The following is a 24416-nucleotide window of genomic DNA, read 5'->3' on the forward strand; positions in this document are numbered from 1 at the left end:
GCGTCAGGCCGGCGGGGTGGGGTCGCGGGGCGCCGGGATCTCGACCCGGCCGTCCGGTGGCGGCTCCGCGCTCGTCTGTTTGAGCAGCCAGCTCAGCCCCGCCCGGCGCGCCACCACCGTCACCCGGTCGCGCGCCGCGAGCCGCTCCCCGGCCGGCGGGCCCCACCGGAGCCGGGCCTGACCGGCGCGGGCGAACGCGATCACCCGTACGCCCGGGTTGTCGGTGAGGGCGGCGAGCCGCTCGCCGTCGAGCGCCGACCCGGCCGCGACCGTGACCTCCGCCACCAGCAGGACGTGCCGGCTCACCGGGATCGTCGCGATCACGTCGCGCCGCATCAGCGCCGCCGCGAAGGCGGGCGCGGCGAGGTAGGAGACGCTGCGGGAGATCGTCATGTTGAACGCCTTCTGGATCCGCTCCGCGAAGTCGCCGTCGAAGAGCCGCAGCACGACCCGCAGATCGCCGGTGATCGCGCGGCCGTTGAGCGCCGCCTGCAGGTTGGTCACGTCGTCGGTGGAGACGACCACGAGCGCCTGGCAGGTGGCGACGGACGCCTCCCGCAGCGTCTCCTCCTGCGCGCCGTCACCGATGATCAGCGGGACGCCGAGCCGGCGCGCCACCTCGGCGCCGCGCGCGTCGGGATCCTTGTCGATCGCCACCACCTCGACGCCGAGGTCGTGGAGCTGCCACATCACGCGCGTGCCGACGTTGCCCAGCCCGAGAACGACGACGTGGTCGGTGCGCGGCGTACGCAGCCGGCCGGCGTTGATCGCGAGCCGCGCGTTGACGATCCCCTCGACCACGACGGCGGTGATCAGCGGCACCAGCGCCAGCCCGGCGAGGGTGAGCACGACCTGCATGACCTGCGCGCCGGGGCGCTCGCCGAGGTCGACCTCGGCGCCGGTGACCGCGGTGAGCAGCGTCAGGTAGAGCGCCTGCCACAGGTTGAGGTGTTCGGTCGCCCGCGCGAGCAGCACGCCGGAGACCGCGACGATCCCGAACACGACCATCGTCGCGATGCCGATCTTGCGGCTGACGAAGAGCCGCAGCGCGCGCAGCACCGCGAAGGCCGGGCGTCGCCGCCGGCGCGCGCGGATGAGCCGCCGGGCGGCCACCACCGTGCCGGCCGGCTGGCCGGTCGCCTCCGCCAGCACCAGGTCCGCCTGGTCCTGCTGCGCCGGCAGGACCCGCGGGTGGTTGCGGTCGCGGGTGTCGGCCAGGCCGCAGACCACATGCTCCGGGCGTACGTCGGCACGGCGCGCCACGTGCAGCGTCCGCCCGCCGTGCCGGAAGTGCGTGGGCGTCACCTCGCCGAGCGCGGCGGCCACGAACGCGGGCGCGGCCATCGACGCGTCGGAGAGGACCTGGCAGTCCGCGAACAGTCGCTTCACGCCGGCGCCGAGCCCCGGGTTGAACATCCGCATGACCAGCCGGACGTGCGGCTCGACCTCCTGCGCGCAGAGCGCGGCGTGGATGTTGCCGACGTCGTTCTGCTCCATCAACGCCAGCCCCTGCGCGCCCGCCAGGCCGGCGGCCCGCAGCGTCGCCTCGTCGACGCGGGCGGCCCGGACGACCCGGATGCCGCGGACGGCACGGATGTCGGGCCCGTCGGCGCGCGGCCGCAGCCCGACGATCACGGTGACCCGGGCGCCCGCGGCGAGCAGCTCGTTGACCACGTAGAACGCGAGCGCGTCCTGGCCACAGACCACGTGGTGCGGGCGGACGTCGCCGTTGGGGCGTAGCCGCGACTCGACCACACGCCGGGCGCGGTTGCGCCAGGGGTCCGCGGCCATGCCCGGATGGTAGTCAGCCGGATCACCCGTCGCTGCCCCCGAATCATTCTTTCGGTTGACCGGCGCAACGGTTCGGAGGATCACTCGTTAGACGTTTGGCGAGCAACACACCCAATGACCGGTGTACCCCCTCACACCTGATTGGACCTGTTATGAGCACGTGGCTCCACCGCACGGTGGGCACTCTCGGCGTCGCGGGCGGGTTTCTGATGCTCGCGGGCGGCCCCGCCCAGGCCCAGGACGCGCAACCGCTCCCGACGCCCGACCCGCAGGAACTCCCCAGCGCGCTCGAGTTGCCCGGCCCCGACCCGGCGGCCGACGCGCCGGCCGGAGACCCGCCCACGCTCCCCGCCGCCGAGATCACCGAGGCACCCGACGGCGCGCCCATCGACGCCGTGCCGCTTCCACTGGCCGAGTCGGCCCGGGTCGCGGGCGCCGCGGCGATCTCCGGCACCGCGCTGGACCGACTCGCGCCCCTGCCGACCGACCAGCTGCCGGCGCTGATCGGTGACGCGCTGACCGCACAGCACCCCCAGCTCTTCCAGACGCACTGAGAGCTGACGGTGGGGTGCACACGCCCTTCAGCGTCGCGACCCGGCGCCGAAGGGCATCGGGCGCGCCGCGGGGACGCGCGGTCAGCGCGGAGTGCCGCCGATTCGGCGGACGGCCCGCTCGTACTCGGCGCGCTGCTGCCGTTGCGCCGCGGCGAGGACCGCCCGACGCACCGCCTGTTTCGCGCGCCGGCGGACCCAGGGCAACCATGACCATTGCGGTCCACGCATAGCTCTGCCTCCTCACGATGCGGAGGTGCGGTGTGTGCGATACCCATCGGCGCGACGGGCGGCAGCGTTAGTGATCTTCACGGGCGCATGTCGAGCCGGCCCCGGTCAACAGCTTCATTTCCACGGCTTCGTTGCGACAAACCGGTATGAGAAACGAGGAATCGGCTCATCACGGACGGGGCGTTGGAACGTCCCCGCGACACCTACCAGTGCCCGCCCTGCCGGCGCCGGGCCTGCGCGCGTCGCCTGACCACCGGCTGCTCGAACTCGCCGGTCGGGACGTCCCACGCCGGGCGCGGGGCCGGACCGGCGCCGGGGTCACGATCCCGCCGGCCGGCCTTCCGACGAAACCTGCATCGACACCACTTCCACCAGCGCATACGACCCCCCTCCGGCGTGTGGCGGCGGCCTCCGCCCGGCCCCACCGGCCCGCACTTCCCGCGGTGAGGTCACCGGTACGTCAAAACGCGTTCCGCACCCGATCACATTAATCGCCGACGATGCCCCGGAGGAGACGGCGAATGTCACGGATCCCGTCGGTCAGCCGCAACGCTGCGTACTTTGTGGAGAGAGCCGGGCATCGCGGACCCGCTGCGAGGCTGCGGCCGGTCAGCGGAGACGAGCGGTCCGGTGCAGGTGGTCGAAGATGACCTGGTCGACCGGCGAGACCCGGTGCCGGTCGGCGTACGTCAGCCAGACGATCTCCTCGATCTCGTTGTCCGGCCGCAGCGTGCCCCGGTAGTCGGCGGTGTAGCAGGTCATCCGCACGAGCGTGCCGTCCGGGTGGCCGTGGGCCTGCGCCTCGAACGTGCCGGCATGCTCCACCGTGTCGGCGGCGATCATCACGCCGAGCTCTTCCCGGATCTCACGGGTGAGCGTCTGGATATCGCTCTCGCCGGCCTCCCGCTTCCCGCCGGGGAGGTAGTACACGTCCTTGCCTCGCGAGCGGGAGCTCAGGATGGCGCCGTTCTCCAATCGCATCCAGGCGACCTTGTCGATGATGACGCCCACGGTGCACTCCCCCAAAAACCCACATCGGCAGCGTGCCACGCCGGGCCCCACGGTGACGGGTCGCGCGTCGCCTACCGCATTGATCATTCCGCCTACCCTACGCACGCGCTCTGCCCACTCAACTGCCTGTCGTTCTGCGGCGGCCCTCCGGGATCCCCGCGATCCGCGCCAGCCGCCGGGCATCAGGCGTGACGGCCGCAGGACCGCGAGCGGCAGCGGCCGGCGCGCGCCCAGGCAGCGGCGCGTGCGGCCCGTTGCGGCTGCCTTAAATAGATGTACAGAGAGTTTGCACAGCATCCCGGCCGTCGACATCGACGGTCGGCCTCCCCGACCCGCCGTTTGAGCCCGAGTACCGTGGTGCCGTGCCAGGTGGACCTGTTCCCGTGCACGAGCTGACCTTGTCGTTGCCATCGCCGCTGGAGGAGTTGGCCGACGATCGGCTCGCCTCGCATGGCGTCCGGGTGCTCCTGAAGCGCGATGATCTGATCCATCCTGATGTCCCTGGTAACAAATGGCGCAAGTTGAAATACAACCTGCAGGCGGCGCGCGAGCAGGGGCATCGTGTCCTGCTCACCTTCGGCGGCGCTTACTCCAATCACATCCGCGCTGTCGCCGCCGCCGGCTACTACTTTGGCTTCTCGACCATCGGGGTCATCCGCGGAGAAGAACATCTACCGCTGAATCCCTCCCTCGCGTACGCCGAGCAGCGCGGGATGCGGCTCACGTATGTGGATCGCACCACGTACCGGATGAAACACGACCAGGCCGTGACTGACGCGCTGCGGGACCAGTTCGGCGACTTCTACCTGGTACCCGAGGGCGGCAGTAACGCCCTCGCGCTGCGCGGCTGCGCGGAGTTGGTAGGCGAGATCAATACGGACTTCGACGTCATCTGCTGCGCCGCGGGGACTGGTGGAACGTTGGCGGGCATCGCGGTCGGACTCCCACCGGGCAAGCAAGCTGTCGGCTTCTCGGCACTCAAGGGTGGGGACTTTCTGGCCGATGACGTGCGTCGTCTTCAGCATGACTACGGCCGGGAGACGTCGAACTGGTCGGTAGAGACGGGATTTCACTTCGGCGGATTCGCGCGACGCACGAACGACCTGGACAACTTCATCAACGATTTCAGCCGGCGACACAAGATCCAGCTCGACCGGGTCTACGTCGGCAAGATGATGTTCGGCCTGTTCTCACTCGTGGCCCTCGGCCGGTTCGCGCCCGGCACCGTGGTCGTCGTCGTCATCACCGGCTGAGCCAGTTACACCCGTAGGTCATAACCCGCGCGCGTCCTCGCGGACATCGACCGGTCCTCCAACGTCAAGTCCCACGCGCCCGTGTCGATAGAGAATTCCTTGCCGAAGCCGAGCCACTTCCCGGTCATGTGAGTCATCGACGGTGTCAGCAGGAGCTGGATCGCGCCTCGGTAAATGGTGCCCTTGTAGTACCCCGTGGGCGACGTACGCTCTTCCCACGTTCCGGTAGCTGCGAGGCCGTCGAGCGTCAACGCGATGCGGACGTTGGATCCGGTGCTATGCGGCAGGCTCGTCACGTTGAGGTTCCTGCCCTTCTGGTCGACCACGACGAAGTGAACGTCGCGGAATTCCTCTTCACGCCCGGAACTCATGTAGGTGTACTCGCTGCGCCAGATTCCGCGAAGGTCCGGCATGTGACCGGCCGGCAATGCCTCGGCGGGCGGCGTCGACGCTTCGACCGACGATGACGCCGCCAACGTCAGCGCGAAGCTCAGCTTCAACAACAGGGCGCGGCGGTCGACGCCGGGCTCGAGGTGCTGAGCCCACCCTGACATCATCTGTGCGAGGCGCCGACACGGTGGGCCGTTCTACCCGCGGATCGTCCTCCGTCAGCGGTCGCTACGAAGACGGGCGTGAAGGTGCATGTCATGCCAGCCGTCGGCGTGCCGCGCCCCGCCGCGTTTCGTACCCTCTGCGGCGAAGCCGGCGTAGTGCGCGACCCGACAGGACGCGACGTTCGCCGTTGAGTGGCACAGCTCAACGCGGTGGAGCCGGAGTGTCGTGAAGGACCACCCAGTGACCGCGGACAGCGCTCGCGGCGCAATACGACGACCGCGCGCGCCCGGCCGCACCCAGTACGACACCTCGGCCAGACCTTCGGCCAGGACGATCCGACGCAGGCTGATCTGACCGGCGATCTCCCCCGCGTCGAGCACGGCCCACCCGGCGCCGGTTTCATCGCGCCACCGGCCCGGCCAGCCAGCTATCCAGTCGCGGGCCTCGTCGTCACCCATCGATCGGCAGTGCCAGCGCTGAATGGCAGGGTCGGCGTACGCGGCCACGACAGCCGGACGATCCGACGACTGCCACGGTCGAAGCACCACGCCGTTCGCGCGGATCTCGGGCTGCGACAGCGCCGCCATCGAACCGGGCGGCACAGCGGGTGTGACGAGTGACGGCACGCGCCAACTGTAGGGGTGCGGCTGGCAGCGCCCGGACGCCAGCCACGGCATCACACGTGGCTGGTGGTGATGGAGGGCCCCGCCGGGCTCAAACCGGCGACCCCTCGCTTACAAGGCGCCTCCAGCATGTGCGGCGCCGTTCACCGACGGCTGCGACATTCTGGCCGGCCCCGCCGCGAGTCCGCTTCTGTCCACCGCCGTGTGGAAACAGTTGATGTCAGCCGCAAATGTCAGACTGATGGTCCTCATCCTTCGAGGACACCACGGAAGGACGTGGCAGGTGCCAAGCAAGTCTGGCGAGGTTGATGACTTCATGGCTACTCTCGATCACCCGCTGAAAGCCGGTGTCGAGGAGTTAAGATCGGCAATATTGGCGTCGAACGCTGACATCTCAGAGCATGTGAAATGGAACGCCCCGAGCTTCCGGTACAACGGAGAGGACCGGGTGACCTTCCGGCTTCGACCCGCTGATCGTCTGCAACTCATCTTCCACCGCGGAGCGAAGGTCCGATCGGACCTTGCCGAGTTCGCCTTTCGCGATTCCACCGGGCTGATGACATGGCTGGCACCCGACCGGGGCGTCGTGACCTTCCCAGACCTCGAAACCATCCAGTCCCAGATGGCAGCTGTGGTGTCCTTGGTAAACCACTGGGTCCGGGCATAGCGCTACCCGACACTGGCGGGTGTCAGGCGACGACCCCCGTCGGGGGGAGCCGGACACCCGTTGTCGTCCCGTGCCGCCCGGTGTCGTGCTGCCTCGGTGTGCAGGGGCCGTGAGCCGTCCGGTGGTCGTACGGATCGGCCTGAGTCAGCGCGTTTTCTCGTGCACGGCACGGTGATCGCCCGCGCCACCCCCACCGCCAAGCGCCGCATCGTCGACGTTCTGCAACGGCGAGGCGAGGTGGTTGCGGTAACCGGGGACGGCGGCAACGACGCCCCAGCCCTCGCCGCCGCCGACGTCGGCATCGCCATGGGCGCCCGCAGTGATGGTGCCGCCGCCGGTATGGTCCGGTGGCGGCGGGTTGATCATCGACGTTGAGCAGGGGTGGACACGTGTTCCTCTGGGTGCATTACACCGACATGGTGACCGCGATGCTGGCTGCGCCCGCCGCGGTGGTGGCGGTGTGGGCTGCGCTGCGTCTCCCTGCCTCGCCAGGCTCAGGGCCTTCGCGGATGTGGCGTCTGCTGTTTGGGCTGTTGCTCGGCGGGGCTGCGCTGCGGGTTGTCGCAGCTCTGCTCCTGCTTCCGAACGGGTGGGACTTCGCGGGGCCGAGGTTGGTGTTCGTCGCGCCGGCGCTGGCGGTGGTCGCGGCGGTGCATGTGGTGTGGGTGCGGCGGGCCCTGGGGTCGCCAGGTGGTGAGCGGCGGGCAGCCACGTGGCCCGGCGACTACTGGGCGGTGATGGTCGCGGCTGGCGTGATGCTGGTGGCCAGCGCGGCACAGTTGGCCGGCATGGGCTCCGCTGCGCTGGCCGGGGTTGGCGTCCTCGGCATTGCCGCGATGGGATCGGTGTCGCGGCCGACCCGGTGGAGCCGGCGGTTGGCCGGCCGATGGTGGCGTTCGGCGGCGGAAGGGGTTCTCGGCGTCGTGGTGGCCGCTGCGGTGCTCGCGGCGATGTCCACGGCCAGCCGGCTGCCGGCGAGCAGCAGCATGACCGGCGGCCCCGCCGACATCGGCGGCGGCAGCATGACCGGCCACAGCCACCACGATGGTGTCAGTGTGGTCAGGTTGACCGGCACCGACACCGCAGGCGTACCGACACGTCGGTTCACCTTGACCGCGCAGCCCGCCACGGTGCAGCTGGACTCGGGCCAGCGGGTGGAGGCATGGACGTTCAACGGCGTCGCTCCAGGCCCACAGTTGCTGGTCCGGCAAGGGGACCTGGTGGAAGTGACGCTGGTCAACCGGCTACCCGGCGTCGGGGTGACCCTGCACTGGCACGGCGTGGACGTGCCGAACGCGATGGACGGCGTGGCCGGGGTGACCCAGGACGCGGTCGCGCCGGGGGGCAGTTTCGTATATCGGTTCCGGGCCACGCAGGTCGGCACCTACTGGTACCACTCCCACGAGATGTCCTCCCTCCAGGTGCGTCGGGGACTCTTCGGGGCGTTCGTGGTCTTGCCCGTCGACACGCCGGAGCAGGGCGACGCTGTGGATGAGACGGTGCTGCGGCACACCTGGCTCGACGAGGACGGCGTGGCAACCCTCGGCGTGACCGCCGGTGAGCAGCGGCGACAGGTTCCGGCCGGTCGACAGGTACGGCTACGGCTGGTCAACACTGACGGAAATCCCGCCGCATTCACCCTGACCGGCGCCGCGGTGCGGGTCGTCGCGATCGACGGCGCCGACGTGCACGAACCGAACGTTCTCAGCGGCGTGCGGATCCTGGTCGGCGGTGGCGCCCGCTACGACCTCGCTTTCACAATGCCCGACCAGCCGGTGGTCCTCCACGCAGACGGTCCAACGATCGTCTACAGCCCCGACGGGAATGCAGGTCCGGGCCGCGTGAGTGCCGCTCCGGCGTTGCTGGACCCCGCGCGATATGGCACGCCCGCCGCCACGCCGTTCGGGGCGGACAGCCACTTCGACCGGCGCTTCACGCTACGCGTCGACGAGAGACTCGGCTTCTACGACGGCCGCCCGGCAGTGCGGTACACCCTCAACAACGAGTCGTTCCCCGACGTGCCGATGCTCATGGTCGCCCCCGGTGACCTCGTCGACGTCACCTACGTCAACCGCAGCGGCCAACACCACCCGATGCACCTGCACGGCCACCACATGCTGGTGCTGAACCGCAACGGCCGACCCACAAGCGGAAGCCCGTGGTGGGTCGACACCCTCGACGTCGGCCCAGGCGAGACCTACCGGGTAGCGTTCCGGGCGGACAACCCGGGGATTTGGATGGACCACTGCCACAACCTCGAACACGCTGCCAACGGCATGATTCTGCACCTGGGCTACACAGGCATCACCACGCCCTTCCAGACCGGGCGCGGCACCGCCAACCACCCGGAATAGGCCCGCCATGCGGCGCCGCAAAGGGCCTTCCCCAGCCTTCAACTGCGGTTCAGCAGTCTCAGACGGGTCAGCAGTTCACCAACTACAGCTGCCCGGCCCGGCCAGTCTGTCGGGTGCGGGCGGATTTGCCTGGTGGTGAATGGAGCCCCCGGCCGGGCTCGAACCGGCGACCCCTCGCTTACAAGGCGAGCGCTCTGGCCAACTGAGCTACAGGGGCGTGCGTCCGCCGCCAGCATAGCCACTGCGGCGACGATGACAGTGCAGCGTACGCGTCGGAGCAGCGCGAGTCCCCGCGTGACGGCCGGGGTGTTCCCGCCGGCTCGACCGGTTGATGGCGCACGATACGCAGATGTCCCAATGATCCCTTGGAATGGCTGTGAGAGCGACCTTGGCAGTGACGGGAATCGCGTTTACCGTGACGTGACGCGGGCTACACCCGGGGCTCACTCCGGCTGCTTCCCGCGCACCGGGGCACGCGGTGTCCCGGCAGCTCCTTCACTCGGATCGTCCGGCACGTTCCTGCCGGTGAAAGGAAGCGCTTCACCATGGCTACGGTCACGTACTCCAAGGCCACCCGGATCTACCCGGGCACCGAACGCCCCGCGGTCGACCACCTCGACCTCGAGATCGGCGACGGCGAGTTCCTCGTCCTGGTCGGCCCCTCCGGCTGCGGCAAGTCCACGAGCCTGCGGATGCTGGCGGGGCTGGAGGATGTCGACGACGGATCGATCCACATCGACGACCGCGACGTCACCCACCTGCCGCCGAAGTCGCGCGACATCGCGATGGTCTTCCAGAACTACGCGCTCTACCCGCACATGACGGTCTACGAGAACATGGCGTTCGCGCTGAAGCTGCGTAAGACCTCCAAGGCCGACATCGACAAGCGGGTCAAGGAAGCGGCGGCGCTGCTGCAGCTCGAGGATTACCTCAACCGCAAGCCGAAGGCGCTCTCCGGTGGTCAGCGCCAGCGGGTCGCGATGGGCCGCGCGATCGTCCGTAAGCCGCAGGTCTTCCTGATGGACGAGCCGCTGTCCAACCTGGACGCCAAGCTCCGCGTCCAGACCCGTACCCAGATCGCGGCGCTGCAGGCGAACCTCGGGATCACCACCGTGTACGTGACCCACGACCAGGTCGAGGCCATGACGATGGGCCACCGGGTCGCCGTGATGCTCGACGGCGTGCTCCAGCAGGTCGACACGCCGCGCGCCCTCTACGACCAGCCGTCCAACGTCTTCGTCGCCGGCTTCATGGGTTCCCCGGCGATGAACATCAAGACGGTGCCGGTGACCGAGGGCGGTGCGCTCTTCGCCGACATGACCGTGCCGCTCTCCCGCGAGCAGGTCGCGGCGGCGCAGGCCGACGGCGGCGACGGCAAGGTGACGGTGGGCTTCCGGCCCGAGGACTGCGACATGGTCAGCCCGACCGAGGGCGGCATGCCGGTGGTGGTGGAGCTGGTCGAGGACCTCGGCTCGGACGCCAACGTCTACGGCCACGCGGCGCTCAACGGCACGAACGAGCGGTTCGTGGTGCGCACCGACCGGCGGCACATGCCGAACATGGGCGACACCATCTTCGTGAAGCCGCGCCCCGACCGGCACCACGTCTTCCACGCGGTGACCGGCAACCGCATCTGACGTCAGGGAAGTGGCCTCTTCCCGCGGGAAGGGGCCACTTTCGTTTACACCGGGGTGGCCGCCCCGTCCGCAGCGCGCGGCGCAGGGCGGCCGCGCCCGTGGCCGGGTCCGGCCGATCGTCAGATCGGCAGGCGACCGGCACCGGCGAGCGCGGTGACCGCGAGCGGCACCACGGCGGCGGGCAGCAGGGGGCCACTGCGCAGGGTCGGGGTCCAGCCCGAGTCGGCGCCCAGGTCGGGGTCGTGCGCGGCGTTGTAGGCGGCGAGCACGTCGACCGGGCCGGGCCGCTGTCCGCTCTGCCCGACCCAGCTGCCCTTCTCGGTGATCGCCGTGCCGCCCCAGTCGTAGATGAGGTCCGCGGGCGTGATCCCGGCGCCCAGCGCGAACGCGTTGTTCTCCGCGTGGATCGCGGACTGCACGCCGACGCCCCAGGCGTACGAGAAGCTCTCGCCGTACAGCTTGTAGTAGTTGTTGTAGATGTCGACCTGGCCGAAACGCACCCGCGGCAGGCGCTGGAAGCTGCCGTCGAAGAGGTTGTGGTGCAGCGTCACCTTCAGCCGGTCGACGTCCGGGCCGACGGTGTTCGACGACCCGATCAGCATCGTCTTGTCGCGCGCCCCGAATGTGTTGTACGAGACGGTGACGTAGCTGGCGGTGTGCGTGATGTCGGCGGAACCGTCGTGCACCTGGTAGGGGCGGCCGAAATAGCGCGGCTGGGCCCTGTCGGGATTGTCGCCGTCGGTGAAGGTGTTGTGGTCCAGCCACACGTTCTCGCTGCGCCGCACGGAGATCTGGTCGTACTGCGAGTTCCACGCCCCGGCGTCGCCGTCGGTGGGCGTCCACGCCGGGAAGCAGTCGCGGGCGTCGACGAAGGTGAGGTTGCGGACGATGACGTTGTCCGCGCCGTCGATCATGAGCGTCAGCCCGGTCAGGGTCGCGCCGCGCAGTCCGATGATGGTGGTGTTCGGGCCGACGTTGATCTGCGTCTGCCGGGTCTGGTTGGCGACCGACCGCAGGCGCGCCTGCTCGAGCGGCCCGCTCGGGGCGACGCGGCCCCAGACCGCGGGGTCGTAGGCGGCGAGGTAGGCGTCGAGCGAGTACCCCGGGTCGGCCAGGTCGTCGCAGCTCAACAGCGCACCGTCGGCGTCCTCGAAGCCGTCGACGACCCCCTTCACGTAGATGATCTTCGGGGTGGCGTCGGTCATGTTCGTGGCGTTGTCGCCGCCGAGCGCGGCGACCAGCTCGGCGCGGGTGGCCACGACGCGCACCCGGTCGGCGGCCGCGGCGGCACCGCCGGTCGTGCCCGGTCCCGCCGCGCCCCAGCCGTCGTTCGCCGGCAGCGCCTGCCGGCCCAGCAACCGCGCCGCCCGGGACAGCCCGTCGTCGCGCCCGCCCGCGGTCGCCGCCGCCGACGGCAGGACGGCGAGCGAGACGCCGACCAGCAGGGCGCTCATCATTTTCCGTCGCATCGCATCCTCCGCGTCCACGTTCCTGTCCTGTCCGCCACCGGCCTGTCCGCCACCGGGAGCGCGACCCGGTACGGCCGCGCCGCCCACCCCACCGGCAACTCCGACAACAGCGCGAGCTCCTCGGCCGCGCGCCGCAGCGCCCCGTTGATCCCCCGGATCGTCGTGACCCGCGCCGGCCCTTCGCCGGTCGCCGCCACGAGGTCGCCGCCGAGCAGCAGCGGCTCGGGGGCCGCGTGCACGGCCCCGGCGACCGCGGTGAACCCGCCGGTCCGGGACAGCGGCGCGATCAACGGCACCCGGGCCGGATCCGCGCGGTGGTCGAGCAGGTTCTCCAGCAGCGACACCCGCCCCGGCACCTCGCGCAGCCCCGGCTCGCCGGGGAGCATCAGCCGGTCCGTCGGATATTCGAGCACCGCCCGACCCCGCGTGCCGTGCACGATCACCTCACCCGGGATGAACTCCTCGCCGGCGAGCGTCACCGCGGCGACCACGACGGGCCCCTCGTCGAGCGTCACCCGCAGCGACGCGGTGTCGTCGACCTCGATGGGCCGGGTGCGGTAGCGCTCCAGCTCGATCGCCACCGGCGCGCCCCCGCCGGCCGCGGCCGCCACCGCCAGGCACTGCATCACGGCGTGCGCCAGCGGGTTGACCAGCGCGCCGTCCAGCACGGGACGCCCGTCCGCGCTGCGCCGCCCCGCCCACGGCGCCCGCCCGTAGTAGGCGTCGTCGCGCTGCCACGACGCGACGGTGGCGATGCCGGTCACGGTTCCGAGCCGGCCGTCGCGGACCGCGGCGAGCAGCTCGGCGAGCGCGGCCGAGCCGAGCGCCTGGAACCCGACCTGACACGCCCGGCCGGTCTCGGCGACCGCCGCCGACAGCGTCCGGTGCTCGGCCACCGACAGCACCGGTGGCTTCTCCAGCAGCAGGTCCGCGCCGGCGGCCAGCACGTCCAGCGCGATCGGCAGGTGGGTGTGCGGCGGCGTGCAGACCACCACCACGTCCGGCCGGGCCGCGCGCAGCATCTCGCGGTGGTCGGTGAAGACCTCCACCCCGTCGGGTACGGGCGCGTCCGGGGCCGGCTCGACCGGGCGTACGTCGACGAGCGCGACCAGCCGCAGCCGTCCCGCCTCGTGCAGCGGCGCGATCCGCCGCCGGTGCCACAGGCCGTGTCCGGTCGCCCCGACCAGCGCGACCCGTGGCCGCTGCCCGCTCATCGGGCGGCCGTCCGCAGGGCGTCCTCGACCCCGTGCCGCTGCAACGCGGTCAGCCACTCGACGATGAGCCGGCGGGTCACCGCGTCCTCGGCGAGCTCGGGCGGGAAGACCGCGCCCAGGCCCAGCAGCGCGTCGACGACGCCGGGCGCGGAGTCGGGGGCGCCGGCCAGCGCGGCCCGGATCTGCGGCGCGAGCGGATCGTCCAGCGGAAGCTCCGCGCCGTCGTCGGCGCGCCCCTGCACGAACCGCATCCAGGCGGCCACGACCAGCGCCGCCCAGCGCGGCTCCGCGCCGCCCGCCCGACGGTCGAGAATCGTGTGCAGCACCCGCTGCGGCAGCTTCTGCGAGCCGTCCATCGCCACCTGGACGGTCCGGTGCCCGATCGCCGGGTTGGCGAAGCGTTCCAGCACCGACTCGCCGTACTCCACCGTGGAGGCTCCGTCCGGGGGCGTGAAGCTCGGCGCCACGTCGTCGGCGATCAGCCGGCGCAGCACCTCCGGCAGCCGCGGGATCGTCAGCGCCTCGGCGATCGTCTCCCGCCCGGCGAGCGCGCCGAGATACGCGGTGGCCGAGTGCACCCCGTTCAGCGCCCGCAGCTTCAACCGCTCCCAGGGGCCCGCGTCGTCGGTCAGCACCGCCCCGGCCCGTTCCCACGCCGGCCGTCCGCCCGGGAACTCGTCCTCGATCACCCACTGCAGGTACGGCTCACCGGCGACCGCGGCGAGATCCGCGACGCCGAGCGCCCGCTGCGCGGTGGCGAGCGTGCCGGCGGTGCTGGCCGGCACGATCCGGTCGACCATCGTGCCGGGAAACGACACGTGCTCCCGGATCCACTCGGCTCCGGCGGCCGGTGCGGCCGCGTACGCCAGCGACTGCTCCACCAGGCCCCGCAGCCGCCTGCCGTTCGACGGCAGGTTGTCGCAGCTGACCAGCGCGACCGGTCCGGCGCCGGCCGCCGCGCGGGCGAGCAGCCCGCGGACCAGCAGTCCGGGCACGGTCAGCGGCGGCCGGCCGGTGGTCAGGTCGGCGGCGACCGCCCCGTCCGGGCGGAGCCGGCCGGTGGCCGGATCGAGCTGGTACGCCTTCTCGGTGACGGTGAGCGTGACCACCCGGATCGCCGGATCGGCGAGCAGCGCGACGATCGCGGCCGGGTCGGCGGCCGCGTGCCGCACCCCGGCGAGCGCCCCGATCACCTTGGTCCGCGCGCCCTCGCCGGAGAGCGAGGTCACGCTGAACAGGCAGTCCTGGGCCGCGAGCCTGGCCACCGTGTCGGGGTTGCGCGGGGCCACCCCGACGATCCCCCAGTCACCGCCGGCCTCGGCGACCGCGCGCTCGGTGTAGACCGCCTGGTGCGCGCGGTGGAACGCGCCGAGCCCGAGGTGCACGATGCCCGCCGGGACCGTGCCGGGCCGCACCAGCGGCCGGGACGGCGTCGGCAGCCGGCGCAGCGCGCCGAGGCCGAGCAGCGCGGGTGCCGCCGCCGGCCGGGAGGGACCGGGCGGGGAGCTGGCGGTCAACGCCATACCGGGCCGTCCGGGAACGAGTACGCGGCGATCGACTCGGGCTTCATCGTCGCGCTGTAGCCGGGCTGCTCGGGCAGCAGGTAGCGGCCCTCGCGGGTGCGGACCGGGTCGACGAAGTGCTCGTGCAGGTGGTCGACGTACTCGACCATCCGGCCGTCGAGGGAGGCGCCCACCCGCAGGTAGTCGAAGATCGCCAGGTGCTGGACGTACTCGCAGAGCCCGACGCCACCGGCGTGCGGGCAGACCGGCACGCCGAACTTGGCCGCCATCAGCAGCTCGGAGAGCACCTCGTTGACCCCGCCGACCCGGCAGGCGTCGATCTGCATGACGCCGATCGCCTCGGCCTGGAGCAGCTGCTTGAAGATGACCCGGTTCGCCGCCACCTCGCCGGTGGCCACCCTGATCGGGCTCACCGCCCTCGCGATCCGCGCGTGCCCGAGCACGTCGTCGGCGTGGGTCGGTTCCTCGATCCAGTACGGGTCGACCTCGGCCAGCCGCCCCATGTTGGCGATCGCCTCGTCGACGTCCCACACCTGGTTGGCGTCCATCATCAGCAGCGCGTCCGGCCCGATCTCCTCGCGGATGATCCGCGCCCGCCGGACGTCGTCGTCGATCGGGCCGCCGACCTTCATCTTCATCGCCCGCCACCCCTGCGCGTACGCCTCGCGCGTCAGCGCCCGGACCTTGTCGTCCGGGTAGCCGAGCCACCCCACGGAGGTGGTGTACGACGGGAAGCCCTCCCGCTCCAGCGTGGCGAGCCGCTCCTCGTACCCGACGAGCCCCTTGTCGAGGATCGCCGCCGCCTCGTCGGGGGTGATCGCGTCGGTGATGTGGTGGAAGTCGACGCTGCGCACCAGTTCGTCGGTGGGCAGCTCGGCGAGCAGCCGCCACAGCGGCCTGTCCTCCACCTTGGCGCGCAGGTCCCAGACCGCGTTGACCAGCGCCCCGGTCGCCATGTGGATGACGCCCTTCTCCGGGCCGAGCCAGCGCAGCTGCACGTCGGCGGTGAGCGAGCGCCAGAACGCCACCGGCTCCGCGGAGATCTCCGCGAGCGTCTTCCCGAGCAGGTGGTGGGCCAGCGCGCGGGCCGCGGCGCAGGTGATCTCGTTGCCGCGCCCGTTGGTGAAGGTGAAACCGGCGCCGAAGGTGCCGTCGGGGGCGTCGGTGCGCAGCTCGACGTAGGTGGCGGAGTAGTCGCCGCGGTTGATCGCGTCGGACCCGTCCCCGGCCGCCGCGGTCGGGAACCGCACGTCGTGCACGTCGACCGCGGTGATGGTGACGGTCATAGAGGCTCTCCGATCTTGAAGATCCGCTTTGGCAGCCGGTACGCCAGGTCGACGATCGTCTCCGCCGCCTCGTCCAGCGGGAGGCGGTGTTCCGCGACGAGGCGGGCGAGGAAGCCGGCGTCGACCCGGCGGGCCACGTCGTGCCGCACCGGGATCGAGCAGAACGCGCGGGTGTCGTCGACGAAGCCGGCGGTGTTGTAGAAGCCGGCCGTCTCGGTGACCGCCTCGCGGAACCGGCGCAGCCCCTCCGGCGAGTCGAGGAACCACCACGGGGCGCCGAGGTAGAGGGCGGGGTAGCCGCCGGCGAGCGGGGCCAGCTCGCGGGTGAACGTGTACTCGTCGAGCGTGTAGAGCACCACCCGCAGCCGCGGGTCGTTGCCGTACGCGTCGAGCAGCGGGGCGAGCGCGTGCACGTACTCGGTGGCGGCGGGAATGTCGCCGCCGACGTCGCGCCCGTGCCGCGCGTGCAGCGGCCGGTTGTGGTTGCGCACCGCGCCCGGATGCAGCTGCATCACCAGACCGTCCTCGATGGACATGCGAGCGAACTCCACCAGCATGTGCGCCCGGAACGCCTCCGCGTCGGCCGGCGTCGCCGCGCCGCGCAGGCCGCGCTCGTACAGCGCCGCCGCCTCGGCCTCGTCCAGCCGGAGCGTCAGCGCGGTCGGATGGCCGTGGTCGGAAGAGGTTGCCCCGGCTGCGATGAACGCCGCCCGCCGCTGCCGCAGCGCCGCCAGATAGCCGCGGTACGTCCCGGTGTCCTCGCCCGCGACCTCGCCGAGCCGCGCCACGTTCGCCGCCCAGTTGTCGAACTCCATGTCCACCACGTTGTCCGGGCGGAACGTGGTGATCACCCGCCCGCCGGGGCCACCCCAGCCGTCGGCGGCCAGCTTGGCGTGCCGCCCGAGGTCGTCCAGCGGCGACTCGGTGGTGGCGAGGACCTCGATGTGGAAACGCTCGAAGAGGGCGCGCGGCCGGAACCCGGGCTCGGCCAGCCGCGCCGCGATCTCGTCGTACACCGCGTCGGCGGTCTCCGGACGCAGCGACGTCCGCACGCCGAAGACCTCGGCAAAGGTCCGTTCCAGCCACAACCGCGACGGCGTGCCGCGAAAAAGGTGCCAGTTTGCGGCGAAGCGGCGCCAGATCGTGCGCCCGTCGGTCTCCACCGCCGAGCCGTCGACGCTCGGCACGCCGAGGGAGGCCGGCGGGATGCCCTGGCTGAGCAGCATCCGCGTCACGTAGTGGTCGGGGACGATGAGCAGTCGGGCCGGGTCCGGGAAGGGCACATCGTCGGCGAGGATCGCCGGGTCGACGTGGCCGTGCGGCGAGATCAGCGGCTGGTCCTTGGCGAGCGCGTACAGCTCCCGGGCGATCCCGCGTTGGGTGGGGTCGGCCGGGAGGAGCAGATCGGTCCGGGCGGTCGGGGACACGGAAGCGGGCTCCTCGCGGTGCGGGCGGTCGGGGTCAGGGGATCGTCAGCAGGTCGGCCACCCTCACCGGCAGCCCGGTTTCGAAGGACCGGTTGGCGGCCAGGCCGGTGAGCAGGGCGAGCGCGCCGTCGCGGGCGGTCGCGCCGCGGCCCATCGGGTCCGGCTCGTCCCCGAAGAGCACCGCGGTCATCCGGGCGTCGGCGCCGCCGTGACCGCCCCGGGTGTAGCCGGAGACCGGCACGGACCGGGGCTGCTCCCAGAACGGCCGCAGCGTGAGCTTGGTCCAGCCCTCCTCGACCGCGGCCTGCACGCCGTGCAGCGCCGCGCCCTTGAGCTCGCCGGCGGCGTACGGGCTGACGAAGTCGCTCTCCACCACCTCGAGCTCGAGCCGGCCCCTGCTGCCGTTGAACATCACCCGGTAGCCCTCCCAGGGGGCGTACGCGGTCAGGTGGTAGGTCATGGTCGCGCCGGTCGAGTAGCGGGCCAGCACCGCCATGTCGTCCTCGATCGTCACGCCGGGCGCGAAGACGTTCCGGTCGCGGTGGTAGCCGTCCTCCGCCTCGGCCTCGAGGTAGAGCGCGCGCAGCCGGGGGTGCGACGCCATCTGCAGGGCGAACGGGTCACCGGCGGCGGCGCTCGACCCGTGCGCCCGGTCGTAGTCGCGCGCGTAGCCGTGCCGGCGGCCCTGCTCGCCGTAGAAGAAGAGCCGACCGGACGCGAAGACCTCGACCGGTGCGGCGTCCAGCCACCAGTTCACCAGGTCGAAGTGGTGGCTTGCCTTGTGCACCATCAGCCCGCCGGAGTTGGCCTTGTCGCGGTGCCAGCGCCGGAAGTAGTCGGCGCCGTGCCGCACGTCGAGCAGCCACTCGAAGTGCACGGAGCCGACCTCGCCGATCGCGCCCTCGCCCAGCACCTGGCGCACCTTCTCGTGCAACGGGTTGTAGCGGTAGTTGAAGGCGACCGAGACCTGGCGGCCGGTCCCGGCGACCGCGTCGAGGATGCGCTCGCAGCGCGGCACGTCGACGGTCATCGGCTTTTCGGTCACCACGTCGCAGCCGGCCTTCAGCGCCGCGACGATGTACTCGTCGTGTACCCGATCCATTGTGGTCACGAGCACGACGTCGACGCGCTCCTTCTCCAGCATCGTGCCGAACTCGCGCGCCGGGTACGTCGCGACGGCGTCGACGCCGAGCTCTTCCAGCCAGGCGTTGTGCGCGTCCATCCGCGCCTGATTCACGTCGGCGAACGCGACGAGCTCGGCCGTGGCCCGGTGGTCCAGGACGAGGGACCGGACGAACATCTCGGCCCGGGCGCCCGCGCCGACGAGCGCGTACCGGCGTCGCTGGTGGGAGTCGCGTGGCATCCACTCACCCCGATCGCAACTGCAAAGGTTTGCAGCAGAAGTAACCACGGGGCGACCATGACCGTCAATGGGACGGAGGAAACTCGCGTCCAATATGGCGATTCGTCGGGACATGCACAGGTCAGAGGTGAGGCCCCGCAACACATCCGTAATCGAAGCCCGTTGACACCTGAGCAACCGTTTGCATTAATTGGCCAACTTGAGTGGCCGGCGCCACACCGCGGCCGGCCCGAACACCCCCGAACGATGGAGAGGAGCGGCGTGCCAGCCACCATCCGAGACGTCGCCCGCGCCTCCGGCGTACACATCTCCACCGTCTCCCGCACGTTCTCCGCGCCGCACCTGGTCAACCCGGAGACCCGCAGCCGCGTCCTGGCCTGCGCCGAGCACCTCGGCTACCGGCCCAACCGCGCCGCCCGCGCGCTCATCACCGGACGCACCCACAACATCGGGCTGATGGTCGCGGACATCGCGAACCCCTTCTTCCCGCCGCTCATCAAGGCGGCCGAGAGCCAGGCGCGGCACCGCGACTACCACATCTTCGTGACCGACACGAACGAGGACCCGGCGGTCGAGGAGGAGCTCGTCCACGCCCTCGCCAAACAGGTCGACGGCCTGCTGCTGTGCAGCCCGCGGATGAGCAACGACCTCATCCAGCAGCTCAGCCGCGAGGTCCCGCTGGTGGTGGTCAACCGACACGTGACCGGCCTGCCCTCGGTCGTGATGGACGTGGGACAGGGCGCGCGGCTCGCGATCGAACACCTCAGCGGGCTGGGTCACCGCGACATCGCGCTGCTCGGCGGGCCCCGCGGCTCCTGGACCAACCGCGAGATCCGGCGGGCGGCGGGCAACGCCGCACGTGCCGTCGGCGCGACGCTGACCGTGCTCGGCCCGAACCCGCCCACCGAGGACGGCGGGCTGGCCATGGCCGAACAGGTCCAGCGGTCCGGCGTCACCGCCGTGCTCGCCTACAACGATCTGATGGCGATCGGCCTGATCGAAAGGCTCGACTCGCTGGGGGTCCGGGTGCCCTCCGACATCAGCGTCGTCGGCATCGACGACATCGCGCTGAGCCGGCTCACCCGACCCAAGCTGACGACGGTCGCCACCCCCACGGCGGCCGCCGGCCGGGCGGCCGTCGACATGCTGCTGGCGCACGACCCCTCCTCCCCCAGAGGAAGGTCGATCGCCGGCGACGGCCGTCGCACCACCGCCCAGGTAACGCTCCAGACCGAGTTGGTCATCCGCGACTCGACGGGCCCGGGCCCGCACCGCCCCGCGGACCCGGGCGACGCGGCCGCGGCCGCCCCCGACGGTGTCGCCTCCTAACGCCAAGGAGTGAGCGAAATGCACCCCGCTTCAACCCCGGCGGCGAACACGCCCACCACGCGTGGTCGCCGTACCCCTTTCCGCCGTCACCGCCTGCTGCGCGGCCTCGCCGCCGTGGCGGTCGCGCTTCCACTGGCCTTCGGCGCCGCCGCCTGCGGCGGCAACGACGAGCCGACGGACCCGAACGCCCCCGTCGAGCTCTCCATCTTCTGGTGGGGAGGTGAGGCCCGCGCGAAGCTGACCGAGGAGGCGCTCGCGCTCTACACGAAGAAACACCCCAACGTCACGTTCAAGAAGACGTGGCAGGCCAACCAGGGGTACTTCGACAAGCTCGCCACGCTGACCGCCGGCGGCGAGCCGCCGGACCTCTTCCAGATCGACGACAACTACCTCACCGAGTACGCCTCCCGGAACACCACGCTCGACCTGATGCCGTACAAGGACTCCGGCAAGCTCGACGTCTCGAAGTTCCCGGAGAGCCTCTGGCAGTACGGCGTCGTGGACGGCAAGCTCGCCGGCGTCGCGTTCGGCGAGAACACCCAGGGCATGGTCTACAACAAGACCCTGCTGGCCAGGAACGGGCTGCCCGAGCCGAGGACCGGGATGAGCTGGGACGAGCTCATCACCTGGGCGGAGAGCGTCTCGAAGAAGACGAAGGTCCCCGGCACCATGGACCCGAGCGCCGACTACAAGGCGTTCTGGGTCTGGCTGCGCCAGCAGGGCAAGGACCTCTACCAGGGCAAGGAGCTCGGCTTCACCGCCGAGGACGTCACCCGGTGGTTCGAGCTGTGGAAGGGCGCCCGCGACCGCGGCGCGACCCCCACCCCGGACGTGATCCACGAGGGCAATGCCACCGACATCACCAAACAGCTGGTCGTCACCGGCAAGGCGGCGACGTCGTTCGTCTGGGCCAATCAGATGCCCGAGCTGAAGAAAAACACCAAGGACGAGCTCGGCGTGGTCGCGTACCCCGGTGACCCGGGCGCCCAGTGGGCGCGCGCCTCGATGTACTTCTCGGTGTTCCGCGGCAGCAAGCACAAGGACGTCGCCGTCGACGTCATCAACTTCCTCGCCAACGACCCGGAGGCCGGCAGGATCCTCGGCACCGACCGCGGCCTGCCGTCCAACCTGGACGTCCGCAAGGCGGTCGCCGAAGCGGTGACCGACCCGGCGATGAAGGCGTCGATCGCCGTGGAGAACGAGCTGACCGCAAAGTTCGGCAAGTCGCCGCAGGTGCCGCTGAAGGGGCACAGCAAGGTGCGCTCCGAGCTGATCAAGGCCGCCGAGAACGCGCAGTTCGGCCGGCAGTCGCCCGCGCAGGCGGCCGCCGCCTTCGTCGAGGCCTGTAGGGCCGCCATCGCCTAGCCGACGGCGGGGGCGCCGGTCCGCCGCACGCGCGGGCTGCGCCCCCGTCGCGCACGACAGTCCGGAGAGGAGTCCGCTCGTGGCGCTGACCACGACGCCCAACCCGACACCGAGCGCTGACGGCACCGCCGCGGCCCCCGCCACGCCACGCGGGTCGAGCCGGGTCCGCCAACGCGAGGGTCTGGCGGGGTACGTCTTCCTGTCGCCCTGGCTCATCGGCCTGATGGCCATCACGGCGATCCCCATGCTCCTGTCGCTCTACCTGAGCTTCACCAACTACGACGTCCTCACCCCCTGGTCGGAGGTCGAGTGGGTCGGGCTCGCCCACTACGAGCGGATGTTCACCAGCGACCCGTCCTACTGGCACGCGGTCTCCGTCACGCTGTCGTTCGCGCTGATCGCCGTACCGCTGAAGCTGGCCGCGGCGCTCGGCGTCGCCCTGCTACTCAACCGCGCCTGGCGCGGCGTCGGCCTGTTCCGCGGCCTGTTCTACCTGCCGTCGCTGCTCGGCGGCAGCGTCGCGCTCGCCATCGTCTGGGTCAACATGTTCAACCGCGACGGCGCCTTCAACTCGTTCCTGAGCCTGTTCGGGATCGAGGGCAAGCCCTGGGTGAACGACCCCGACTGGGCGCTGGAGACGCTGATGGTGCTCGCCATCTGGCAGTTCGGCGCGCCGATGGTCATCTTCCTGGCCGGGCTCAAGCAGGTGCCGACCGAGCTGTACGAAGCCGCGTCCGTCGACGGCGCCGGCACGTGGCGGCAGTTCGTCAACGTCACGCTGCCGATGCTCTCGCCGGTCATCTTCTTCAACCTGGTGCTGGAGACCATCAACGGCTTTCAGGGCTTCACCGCGGCGTTCGTGCTCAGCAACGGCACCGGCGGCCCGGTCGACTCCACCCTGATGTACACGCTGAACCTCTACATCACGGGCTTCACCGAGCTGGAGATGGGCTACGCCTCCGCGATGGCCTGGGTCTTCCTGCTCGCCATCGCGCTGATCACGATCGCGCTCTTCAGCACCGGCCGCTTCTGGGTGCACTACTCTGACGGGGAGGACCGGTGATGGTCGCGCAGACACCGACGGTGCCCCGCCGCCGCTCCGGGCTCGGCCGGCAGGTCGTCCGACTGACGATCCTGACCGCCATCCTCGCCGCCGTGCTCTACCCGCTGTTCTGGATGATCGGGACGTCGTTCAAGTCCCAAGAGGAGATCGTCAACAACATCGGGCTGCTGCCGGAGACGTTCACCCCGGGCAACTTCAGCGACGGCTGGAACAACTTCGACGTCAGCTTCGGCCGGTTCTTCCTCAACAGCGCGATGATCAGCCTGCTGACCGTGGTGGGCAACGCCGTCTCCTGCCTGCTGGCGGCGTACGCCTTCGCCCGGCTGCGGTTCCGGCTGCGCGGGTTCTGGTTCGCCATCATGATCGGAACGCTGCTGCTCCCCGGCCACGTGCTGATCGTGCCGCAGTACATCCTGTTCCGCACGTTCGGCTGGGTCGGCAGCGACTGGCCGTACCTGCCGCTGCTGGTGCCGCAGTTCCTCGCCACCGAGGCGTTCTTCGTCTTCCTGATGGTCCAGTTCATGCGGGGAATCCCCCGCGAGCTGGACGAGGCAGCCAAGATCGACGGCGCCAGCGCGTACGGCATCTTCCGGCACGTCATCCTGCCGCTCAGCCGGCCGGCGCTGGTCACCACCGCGATCTTCTCGTTCATCTGGACCTGGAACGACTTCTTCCGACAGCTCGTGTTCCTCTCCGACCTGTCCGACTACACCGTCCCGGTGGCGCTGACCCTGTTCATCGACTCCACCAGCCAGAGCGCGGTGGGACCGATGTTCGCGATGTCGCTGCTGTCGCTGCTCCCGGTGTTCCTGTTCTTCGTCGCGTTCCAGCGGATGCTCGTCGAGGGCATCAACACCAGCGGGCTCAAAGGATGAATCGGAGGGTCACGGCGGGGTGGTCGGTGGGTGCGCAGACGGGTCGAGCCGCGTCGTTGGCTGAGGTGCCTCGTCGTGGGCAGGCGGCCGGTCGAGCTGCGTCGTTGGCTGAGGTGCCTCGTCGTGGGCAGGCGGCCGGTCGAGCCGCGTCGTTGGCTGAGGTGCCTCGTCGTGGGCAGGACTGGCGGGACACGGTGCGCGCCGCGAGCGACCTCGCGCTGCTCGGGATCCTCACCACCGTGGCGGCGCTCGGCGTGCTGACCGCCGGAGCCGCGGTCGCCACCGCCAGCGCCGCCGTACACCACTGGATCGAGCGGGACACCTGGCCCGGGCTGCGCCCGACGTTGCGTACCTTCGTCCGCGCGCTGCTGCCCGGCGCTGGCGCCACCGCCGTCGCCGGCGGGACGGCCGGGCTGCTCGTTCTCAACCTGGTCGCGCTCGCCCGCGGCGCGGTGCCGGGCGGTGCCGTGCTGCTCGCGGTCACCGCCGCGGTGCTCGCCGCCGCGGTCGGCTTCGCCGGGCTCACCGTCGTCGAGCTCGGCCGACGCGGCGGCCACGGCTGGCGGGGGGCCGGCCGCGCCGCGCTCCGGACGGCCGAGTCGCGACCACTCGCGCTGATCTCCGTCGCCGGCGTGCTGGCCCTGGCCGCCACGCTCGGCGCGCTGGTGCTCCCGCCGCTCACCCCGATCCTCGCCGGCCACGCCCTCTTCGCCCTGCACGCCGTGACGCGCCGGGTAGCGCCGGCATGATCGCGACGATCTTGGACTTATGGTTCAGCAAACCGGACGAATGGTCGCCATAAGTCCAAGATCGTCGTGATCAGGGGCGG

At 71.1% G+C, this 24416-nt stretch carries 22 protein-coding genes and 1 tRNA gene; 11 read left to right on the plus strand and 12 right to left on the minus strand.

Annotated elements, in window-relative coordinates:
- Positions 1-3: 3 nt before the first annotated feature.
- Positions 4-1791 carry a potassium channel protein gene (locus BLW47_RS03225; RefSeq protein ID WP_091551132.1) on the minus strand — a complete coding sequence of 596 codons (1788 nt, stop codon included), beginning with the start codon at positions 1789-1791 and terminating at the stop codon, positions 4-6.
- A gap of 152 nt (positions 1792-1943) precedes the next feature.
- Between BLW47_RS03225 and BLW47_RS03230 the strand changes: the two genes are divergently transcribed.
- Entirely contained in the window at positions 1944-2345 is a 402-nt protein-coding gene (locus BLW47_RS03230; protein ID WP_091551134.1) for a hypothetical protein, read from the plus strand.
- An 81-nt stretch (positions 2346-2426) separates the two neighbouring features.
- On the opposite strand, the gene BLW47_RS25025 is transcribed toward BLW47_RS03230, so the two are convergent.
- On the minus strand, positions 2427-2573 hold the full coding sequence (locus tag BLW47_RS25025) for a hypothetical protein (protein WP_175543479.1): 147 nt from the start codon (positions 2571-2573) through the stop codon (positions 2427-2429).
- 609 nt (positions 2574-3182) lie between these two features.
- Positions 3183-3554, minus strand: a complete 372-nt coding sequence (locus tag BLW47_RS03235; protein ID WP_245736421.1) for an NUDIX hydrolase — start codon at positions 3552-3554, stop codon at positions 3183-3185.
- A 413-nt stretch (positions 3555-3967) separates the two neighbouring features.
- On the opposite strand from BLW47_RS03235, the gene BLW47_RS03240 reads away from it, so the two are divergent.
- Complete coding sequence (locus tag BLW47_RS03240; RefSeq protein ID WP_245736302.1) at positions 3968-4837, plus strand: 1-aminocyclopropane-1-carboxylate deaminase/D-cysteine desulfhydrase; 870 nt, start codon at positions 3968-3970, stop codon at positions 4835-4837.
- A 5-nt stretch (positions 4838-4842) separates the two neighbouring features.
- On the opposite strand, the gene BLW47_RS03245 is transcribed toward BLW47_RS03240, so the two are convergent.
- Positions 4843-5394: a hypothetical protein gene (locus BLW47_RS03245; RefSeq protein WP_091551139.1), complete on the minus strand. Its 552-nt coding sequence runs from the start codon at positions 5392-5394 to the stop codon at positions 4843-4845.
- A gap of 51 nt (positions 5395-5445) precedes the next feature.
- Positions 5446-6018 carry a GNAT family N-acetyltransferase gene (locus tag BLW47_RS03250; protein ID WP_245736304.1) on the minus strand — a complete coding sequence of 191 codons (573 nt, stop codon included), beginning with the start codon at positions 6016-6018 and terminating at the stop codon, positions 5446-5448.
- 280 nt (positions 6019-6298) lie between these two features.
- Between BLW47_RS03250 and BLW47_RS03255 the strand changes: the two genes are divergently transcribed.
- The 3 genes from BLW47_RS03255 to BLW47_RS03265 all read left to right on the plus strand — a co-directional run bounded on the left by BLW47_RS03255 (position 6299) and on the right by BLW47_RS03265 (position 9036).
- Positions 6299-6682, plus strand: a complete 384-nt coding sequence (locus tag BLW47_RS03255) for a DUF1801 domain-containing protein (protein WP_091552472.1) — start codon at positions 6299-6301, stop codon at positions 6680-6682.
- Positions 6683-6853: 171 nt separating this feature from the next.
- Positions 6854-7057: an HAD-IC family P-type ATPase gene (locus BLW47_RS25490; protein ID WP_342708886.1), complete on the plus strand. Its 204-nt coding sequence runs from the start codon at positions 6854-6856 to the stop codon at positions 7055-7057.
- Positions 7058-7071: 14 nt separating this feature from the next.
- On the plus strand, positions 7072-9036 hold the full coding sequence (locus tag BLW47_RS03265; RefSeq protein ID WP_091551147.1) for a multicopper oxidase family protein: 1965 nt from the start codon (positions 7072-7074) through the stop codon (positions 9034-9036).
- 140 nt (positions 9037-9176) lie between these two features.
- Here BLW47_RS03265 and BLW47_RS03270 read toward each other — a convergent pair.
- A tRNA-Thr gene (locus BLW47_RS03270) sits at positions 9177-9253 on the minus strand.
- Between the two features lie 328 nt (positions 9254-9581).
- Here BLW47_RS03270 and BLW47_RS03275 point away from each other — a divergent pair.
- Positions 9582-10673 (plus strand): ABC transporter ATP-binding protein, encoded by a 1092-nt coding sequence (locus tag BLW47_RS03275; protein ID WP_091551149.1) that lies wholly within the window; start codon positions 9582-9584, stop codon positions 10671-10673.
- Positions 10674-10792: 119 nt separating this feature from the next.
- On the opposite strand, the gene BLW47_RS03280 is transcribed toward BLW47_RS03275, so the two are convergent.
- The 6 genes from BLW47_RS03280 to BLW47_RS03305 are packed head-to-tail and all read right to left on the minus strand — an operon-like array spanning position 10793 to position 18955.
- On the minus strand, positions 10793-12142 hold the full coding sequence (locus BLW47_RS03280) for a pectate lyase family protein (protein ID WP_091552474.1): 1350 nt from the start codon (positions 12140-12142) through the stop codon (positions 10793-10795).
- Positions 12127-13356 carry a Gfo/Idh/MocA family protein gene (locus BLW47_RS03285; RefSeq protein WP_091551152.1) on the minus strand — a complete coding sequence of 410 codons (1230 nt, stop codon included), beginning with the start codon at positions 13354-13356 and terminating at the stop codon, positions 12127-12129. Before BLW47_RS03285 ends, BLW47_RS03280 begins: the two co-directional genes overlap by 16 nt.
- A complete protein-coding gene (locus BLW47_RS03290) occupies positions 13353-14873 on the minus strand; it encodes a mannitol dehydrogenase family protein (protein ID WP_245736306.1) in 1521 nt (506 codons plus the stop codon). Before BLW47_RS03290 ends, BLW47_RS03285 begins: the two co-directional genes overlap by 4 nt.
- Positions 14870-16165, minus strand: a complete 1296-nt coding sequence (locus tag BLW47_RS03295) for an enolase C-terminal domain-like protein (protein ID WP_091551157.1) — start codon at positions 16163-16165, stop codon at positions 14870-14872. The genes BLW47_RS03290 and BLW47_RS03295 overlap by 4 nt, the downstream gene beginning before the upstream one ends.
- A complete protein-coding gene (uxaC, locus tag BLW47_RS03300; protein ID WP_091551160.1) occupies positions 16162-17592 on the minus strand; it encodes a glucuronate isomerase in 1431 nt (476 codons plus the stop codon). Before uxaC ends, BLW47_RS03295 begins: the two co-directional genes overlap by 4 nt.
- 34 nt (positions 17593-17626) lie before the next feature.
- Positions 17627-18955, minus strand: coding sequence for a Gfo/Idh/MocA family protein (locus tag BLW47_RS03305; RefSeq protein ID WP_091551162.1), 1329 nt, complete (start codon positions 18953-18955; stop codon positions 17627-17629).
- Between the two features lie 261 nt (positions 18956-19216).
- Between BLW47_RS03305 and BLW47_RS03310 the strand changes: the two genes are divergently transcribed.
- The 5 genes from BLW47_RS03310 to BLW47_RS03330 all read left to right on the plus strand — a co-directional run bounded on the left by BLW47_RS03310 (position 19217) and on the right by BLW47_RS03330 (position 24336).
- On the plus strand, positions 19217-20284 hold the full coding sequence (locus BLW47_RS03310) for a LacI family DNA-binding transcriptional regulator (protein WP_091551165.1): 1068 nt from the start codon (positions 19217-19219) through the stop codon (positions 20282-20284).
- 18 nt (positions 20285-20302) lie between these two features.
- Positions 20303-21649, plus strand: coding sequence for an ABC transporter substrate-binding protein (locus BLW47_RS03315; RefSeq protein WP_091551168.1), 1347 nt, complete (start codon positions 20303-20305; stop codon positions 21647-21649).
- Positions 21650-21728: 79 nt separating this feature from the next.
- Positions 21729-22712 carry a carbohydrate ABC transporter permease gene (locus BLW47_RS03320; protein ID WP_091551171.1) on the plus strand — a complete coding sequence of 328 codons (984 nt, stop codon included), beginning with the start codon at positions 21729-21731 and terminating at the stop codon, positions 22710-22712.
- Complete coding sequence (locus BLW47_RS03325; protein WP_091551174.1) at positions 22712-23587, plus strand: carbohydrate ABC transporter permease; 876 nt, start codon at positions 22712-22714, stop codon at positions 23585-23587. Before BLW47_RS03320 ends, BLW47_RS03325 begins: the two co-directional genes overlap by 1 nt.
- 161 nt (positions 23588-23748) lie before the next feature.
- Entirely contained in the window at positions 23749-24336 is a 588-nt protein-coding gene (locus BLW47_RS03330; protein WP_139307144.1) for a hypothetical protein, read from the plus strand.
- Positions 24337-24416 lie beyond the last annotated feature (80 nt).

It is taken from the genome of Micromonospora pattaloongensis (assembly GCF_900107255.1).
Classification (GTDB): domain Bacteria; phylum Actinomycetota; class Actinomycetes; order Mycobacteriales; family Micromonosporaceae; genus Micromonospora_I; species Micromonospora_I pattaloongensis.